The 6,689-nt window shown below is 43.7% G+C and carries 4 protein-coding genes and 1 pseudogene; all 5 read left to right on the forward strand.

Annotation, left to right across the window (positions count from 1 at the left end):
* Positions 1 to 16: 16 nt before the first annotated feature.
* Complete coding sequence (xdhA, locus tag MUS1_RS06885) at positions 17 to 1,564, forward strand: xanthine dehydrogenase small subunit (protein WP_036160472.1); 1,548 nt, start codon at positions 17 to 19, stop codon at positions 1,562 to 1,564.
* The gene (gene xdhB / locus MUS1_RS06890; protein ID WP_036160475.1) at positions 1,557 to 3,941 is read left to right on the forward strand and encodes a xanthine dehydrogenase molybdopterin binding subunit; all 2,385 of its coding nucleotides are present in this window, start codon (positions 1,557 to 1,559) and stop codon (positions 3,939 to 3,941) included. The genes xdhA and xdhB overlap by 8 nt, the downstream gene beginning before the upstream one ends.
* Before the next feature lie 5 nt (positions 3,942 to 3,946).
* On the forward strand, positions 3,947 to 4,834 hold the full coding sequence (gene xdhC, locus MUS1_RS06895) for a xanthine dehydrogenase accessory protein XdhC (protein ID WP_036160478.1): 888 nt from the start codon (positions 3,947 to 3,949) through the stop codon (positions 4,832 to 4,834).
* Positions 4,835 to 5,453: 619 nt separating this feature from the next.
* Positions 5,454 to 5,951 (forward strand): hypothetical protein, encoded by a 498-nt coding sequence (locus tag MUS1_RS06905; RefSeq protein ID WP_036160483.1) that lies wholly within the window; start codon positions 5,454 to 5,456, stop codon positions 5,949 to 5,951.
* A 593-nt stretch (positions 5,952 to 6,544) separates the two neighbouring features.
* Positions 6,545 to 6,689, forward strand: a pseudogene (locus MUS1_RS15890) (XdhC family protein); the annotation flags it as partial.

Raw genomic sequence — 6,689 nt, forward strand, 5'->3', positions numbered from 1 at the left:
TTTTGAGGAGAATGCTTTGAAGTTTGTATTGAATGATAAGCTGATAGAAGATAATACGCTGCCTAGTGACTTTACAGCCTTGCGTTATCTACGTGAAAAGCTTGGTTTAACAGGTACAAAAGAAGGTTGTGCATCTGGTGATTGTGGTGCGTGTACGCTTCTTGTTGGTGCATTAGAAGGTGGCGAGCTTAAATACACCACCTTAAATTCCTGCATTACACCGATTCAATCTTTGTCAGGCAAGCATGTTGTGTCGGTTGAATATTTATCTGATGCCAAGAAAGGCGCCTTACATCCTGCGCAACAAACCATGGTCGATTGCCATGGTTCTCAATGTGGCTTTTGTACACCAGGCATCGTGTTGTCATTGGCGAGTTTGTACGAATACAGCCAAACAGCAGAAACCGAGATTGATCGCGAGGCTGTCTGCGATGCTATCTCTGGTAATTTATGTCGTTGCACTGGTTATCGCCCGATTATCGATGCTGGCCTCTCTATGCAAAAAACAGCAATGCAAAAGAAAGACATGCAAGGTGCAGCAATAGCCGATGAACCTTATGTCGAATTGATGAGCAAAAACAGTGACGTAAAAGCCAAGCTAGAAAGCTTACGAACTGAAGTTCAACCAGCAACTAATTACCTTCAACCACAAAATTTAGCGGAATTAGCACAAGCCAAGTCACAATATCCAGACGCTACATTAATTGCTGGTGGCACAGATTTGATGCTGGAAAACACACAACGCTTTCACGACTTCGGCACCTTAATCGATTTGTCTCAAGTAACTGAAATGCAAGGCATCCAAGACGATGGCGTCGCATTAACGATTGGCGCATCGACGACTTACAGCGAATTAGAAGATTTCTCAAAATCTCGTTATCCGCACATTTATACATTATTGAGTCGCATTGCGTCTCGTCAGATTCGTAACCGTGGCACCATTGGCGGCAACGTGGCGAACGCGTCTCCGATTGCTGATTTACCGCCTTTACTTTTGGCGTTAAACTCTGACATGACGTTGGCAAGTGTTGATGGCACAACGCGCGTCGTCAACATCAATGATTTTTACCAAGGTTATAAAACTACCGTTTTAGCCGAGAGAGAATGGATCGCATCCTTCGCGATTGATTTAACGACATTGGCAAACTTCCATCGTTTTTATAAAGTCTCCAAACGCATGGAAGACGATATTTCCAGCGTCATGTTAGCTGTTCGTTTTGAAACACAAGGCGACAACATTTCCGATGTTCGCTTTGCCTTTGGTGGCATGGCCGCAACACCGATTCGCGCGTTAAAAGCCGAAGCCGCATTAACCAATGTTGCCATCGCAGACGAACAAGCCTTAACCAAAGCCATTGAATGCCTACGCAATGAACTTTCACCAATGAGCGACATGCGTGCTAGCTCAAAATATCGCTTAGACATGGCCTGTAACTTGGTGAAAAAAGCCTGGTTAGAATTAAACGGAACCAATGTTCCTAGCTTCTCGGGTCATCCCGTTTCTGATGAATTAATGACATTAGGGTATGAGATAAAATCGAAAGGGGAGAGCGCCCATGCGTAAGTTACCGAATAACTTAACCATTGAATCTACGTCTGGCGTTTTTAAACCGAGCAAGTTACCGATTCACGAATCTGCCATTAAACACGTAACAGGCAAAGCCGAATACATCGACGACATGCCAGAATGGCCAAATGAACTGCACATCGCCACGGGGCAATCGACCGAAGCCCACGCAGACATTGTCAGTATTAATCTTGATAAAGTCCGAGCGCATCCGGGCGTGATCGATGTGATCGTTCAAGCGGATATTCCAGGCGAAGTCGATGTGTCGCCCGTATTAAGTGGCGATTTGTTGTTGGCTGGCGACTTTGTTCACTTTATTGGACAGTCCATTTTTGCAGTTGCTGCAACGAGTTTACGTGCGGCGAAACAAGCAGTAGAACTGGCAGAAATCGTCTACAAACCGCGTGAAGCGACTTTGCATCCTAAACAATCTTTGGATCGCCAAGAATTCGTATTACCAACGCATACGATTCAAAACGGTGACCCAAAAGAAGCGATGAAAACCGCGCCTCACACAATCAAATCTGATATCTATATCAAAGGCCAAGAGCACTTTTATTTAGAAGGCCAAATCAGTGTCGCGATACCAAATGAAGACGGCGGCGTTTTGGTCTATGCCTCGTCTCAACATCCTGCCGAAGTGCAGAAGCTGGTGGCGAAAGTATTGGATTTACCCGTTGCTCAAATATTAGTCGAAGTACGACGCATGGGCGGCGGCTTTGGCGGTAAGGAATCTCAAGCGGCCGTGTTCAGTTGTATGGCCGCCGTGTTCGCGATTCGTAATCGTCGTCCGGTGAAATACCGTGTGCCACGTCAAGACGATATGGTGCAAACAGGCAAGCGTCACGATTTTTGGAACAGCTACGAAGTGGGCTTTTCAAAAGAAGGCGAGATCATCAGCGCAGAATACGACATGGTCGGTAAATGTGGTTGTACCGCCGATTTATCCGATGGCGTAGTCGATCGCGCTATGTTTCACGCAGACAATGCGTATCATCTTCCGAACGCACGAATCAGTGGTTATCGCGGTAAAACTCACACGGTTTCCAGCACCGCATTCCGTGGTTTTGGTGGCCCAAAAGGTGTCTTACTGGCTGAAGCTGTGATTGAAGAAATCGCTGCTACCGTTGGTAAAGACCCATTAGACGTTCGCAAAATCAACTGTTACCAAGACGGCAAAAGCACCACGCCTTACGGCCAAGAAGTGGACGAAAATGTCTTATTGCCTTTGATCGAAGAATTGGAAGCCAGCTCAAATTACCGTGCTCGCCGAGAAGCCATAAACGCCTTCAATAAACAAAGCCCATTCCTTAAAAAAGGTTTGGCGCTGACGCCCGTGAAATTCGGTATTTCCTTTACCTCAAAACACCTAAACCAAGGCGGCGCTTTGGTGCATGTTTACACCGATGGCAGCGTACACGTGAGCCACGGCGGAACAGAAATGGGACAAGGGCTTTATACCAAGGTTGGGCAGATCGTTGCGAAAACCTTTGGCATTGATTTTACACGGGTCAACGTTGGTTCCACTCGTACCGATAAAGTGCCAAACGCCTCACCAACCGCAGCCTCCGCAGGAACCGATTTAAATGGTATGGCGGCGCTCGATGCTGTGATGACAATCAAAGGTCGTTTGCAAGAATTCGCCATGGAACATTTCGGTATTGCCGCAGACGATTTTGCCATTGAAGACGACGTGGTTAAGCTTGGTTCAGGAGGTAACGCAGAAGAGATGAGCTTCCCAGAATTCGTGAAACTGGCGTACATGAATCGCGTGTCTTTATCGTCAACGGGCTTTTATAAAACCCCGAAAATTGGTTACGACCGAAAAGCCGCGAAAGGCCGTCCTTTCCTTTATTACTCCAATGGCGCAGCCGTGTCTGAAGTGATCGTTGATACCTTCACTGGCGAATATAAAGTCACTCAAGTTGATATTCTTCATGACGTTGGCGACTCCATAAACTCGGACATCGACATCGGTCAAATCGAAGGCGCATTTGTACAAGGCATGGGTTGGTTAACCTCAGAAGAATTAAGCTGGGACGAAAAAGGGCGCATCACCACGAACAGCCCAGCCAATTACAAAATCCCAACCTCGGCGGATGTACCCGAAAAATTCACCGTGAAGTTGTTTGAAAGACCCAACAGTGAAGAGTCGGTTTACCGCTCTAAAGCCGTCGGCGAACCGCCTTTGATGTTAGGCATCTCGGTTTGGTGTGCATTGAAAGACGCGTGTGCTGCGGTGTGTGATCATACTTTCTCACCACCTTTGGCCGTACCAGCCACGCCAGAAGCCGTGTATTATAGCTTACAAGCCGCAGAGATGTTCAAACAACAATCTATATCAAAACAATCTGTGTCAGAACAAAAGGCGTAACCTCTATGATGTCTTCGATGAGTTGGATACAAGCCTTGGCCGAAGTCGAAAAGACAGGCCAAGCATGGGTGATCGCCACGGTTATCGGTACACAAGGCTCGGCGCCACGGGAATCGGCTAGTAAAATGATCATCACCGAATCACACACCTTCGACACAATCGGCGGCGGACAGTTAGAATTTGCTGTCTGTCAAAAAGCCCGAGGTATGTTGAATGCTGGAAATTCGGGTTCTTCTCATCAATTGGAAAACTTTCCACTGGCCGCCAAAACAAACCAATGTTGTGGCGGTGCGGTGACAGTGTTGTTGGAATACTTTCCAGAACCCGCCGCTAAAATCACCATCTTTGGCATGGGGCACGTCGCCTCAACCTTGGTGAATGTATTAGGCAACATGAAAGCCAAAGTGTCTTGGGTGGATAGCCGAACCAACTTGGCGGATCAACGCAGCACAGATGTGTTACCAACCAACGTCACACCGTATTTGTACGAATCCATGTTGGAACACATCGACCAAATGACACCAAATGAAATCGCCATCATCATGACCCACGATCACGCTTTAGATTACCAACTGACAGAAGCTTTATTAGATCGAAAAGACTGTCGATTCATCGGTTTAATCGGCTCAAAAACCAAAGCGCTACGATTCAGAAAACGCCTCGCCAGCGCCTCATTCAGCCAAGCCGAAATTGACTCAGTACACAGCCCAGTCGGCATCGCCGAAGTCACAGGCAAACAACCCTTCGAAATCGCCATCTCCATCTCTGCACAAATCATCCAAATCACACAAACCATGCCGAGTAACGAATCAAATAAAGAAGTACAAGCAGAGAAGAAAAAGGGCAGTGGACTTACGTGGAAAGAAATCAACAACGTCTTAAATGAAGCTTAATTAAGTCTGTAATTACGGGAAAAATTGGGGTTAAGTTTCTTCCCCTTTTTTCTTTCAAGGGGAAGACGGAAGATGGGGTTATGTCTGGTTCTTGTAGGTCGGAATTTATTCCGACAAGTTATCCATTCAACATCGCCAAGGCAAAGCCATTCGCTCGACACTGCCGTTTGACCTCGTTCATCGGCTTTACCTTGCCTCATTTGATTGGTTTGGAGCAACCAAGGGTCAAACCCCTTTTTGACCTACATACCTAATTGACACAACAGCCTCATTAAAAAGGGCTTTGACCCATTGCGACGCAATATCAGGTGTAGCTTACGCCTTTAGGCCAAAAAGGACTTATTCTCCATAGAAAACACCGCTGGTAATTTTCATCAACACACGCTAAATTAAAATGACAATGGAATGAAATAATCAAGAAACTAATGGATGGTTCTTTTTCTGTAAAAATCCCTCCTTTTTTCTTAGTGATATTTCATTAATAAATGCATAGCGCGCACCCTCGTTTAGCCAGATTTTTTTGAGGATTAATCATTTAACAAAATATTTTTTACTTTTTATTGAACACTATTTTTAAATTTTTAGTAAAATCAAGACCTAATTTTAATAGGATTAAATTTTGAAAAAACTTATATCGATTCTTTTTATAGTGATTACATATCCAGTATTTGCCAATGCTGATTCACTAACCTCTTGGAGCTATGAAAAGACTAAGGATGCTGTAACAGGTGAAATTAGAGAAAATATTCTAGGCACTAATGATGTTGGAATAATGTATGTGATGTGTATAAGTAAAAAATCGGGTGAATCTGGTTTGATTATTGGATTTAAAGGTTATTATTTTGAAGTTACGAAGAATAAAATCGATAATAGGCTAGCTTTAAAAGTTGATGAAAATAGTCCTCATGTAATGTCTGGTAATGAGTTTTTAGGTGGGTCTATTTCGATAAACCAAGAAGGTATATTTGATATTCTTCTTGAGATTATTAATGGGGAAGTAATTATTGTGAGGTTAACTGACGATAAAAATATCAATCAAAATGTAAGTATAGAGCTCAATGGTTTTATGCCTAAATTTATGAAAACAGTTTGTTGGGCTGATTTTATAGAGAAATAAAATTAATTTTCAACCATCTTTAAAATCGAAGCATATTTAAATTATTAAATAATAATTAGGATAAGGGTGAAGTTAAAAATAAAACAATTGGGTCAGAGTAAAATTAAATCTATATTTTTAGCGTTAATTTTACTCTGGCCCAAATTATTACATCTCCGCACAAATCATCCAACTAACACAAAATGTGCCAAGTAACGAGACGAAAGCAGAGAAGAAAAAGGGCAGTGGACTCACATGGAAAGAAATGAACCAAGTCTTAAGTGAAGCGTGATGGTCTGTAGGGCACGATGAGCGAAGCGTGATCTGCCGCTTTGTTCCTTCCCCAGTTTTAGATGGGGTTGTGTCTTGGCTCTTGTTGGGCACGATGAGCGAAGCGTGATCTGCCGTCTTATTCTCTATTGAAAACACTATTGGCAATTTTCACCAACACGCGTTAAATTAAAATGACAATGAAACAATCAAGAAACTAATGGATGGTTCTTTTTCTTTATAAATCCCTCCTTTTTTCTTACTGATATTTCGTTCATTAAATTATGACGCGCACGCTTATTTTTTAATTTAACTCTGACCCCAATTATTTTGGTACACAAGGCTCTGCGCCGCGTGAATCGGCAAGTAAGATGGTCATCACCGAATCTCACACCTTCGATACCATCGGCGGCGGACAGTTAGAATTTGCTGTCTGCCAAAAAGCCCGAGACAGGTTGAATGCGGGAAATTCGGGTTCTTCTCATCAAT

Source organism: Marinomonas ushuaiensis DSM 15871, assembly GCF_000521805.1.
GTDB classification, from domain to species: Bacteria; Pseudomonadota; Gammaproteobacteria; order Pseudomonadales; family Marinomonadaceae; genus Marinomonas; species Marinomonas ushuaiensis.

Bases quoted from the DNA above. Each gene is read 5' to 3' on its own strand.
- xdhB (WP_036160475.1), top strand. From the start codon at position 1,557: ATGCGTAAGTTACCGAATAACTTAACCATTGAATCTACGTCTGGCGTT.
- xdhC (WP_036160478.1), top strand. From the start codon at position 3,947: ATGATGTCTTCGATGAGTTGGATACAAGCCTTGGCCGAAGTCGAAAAG.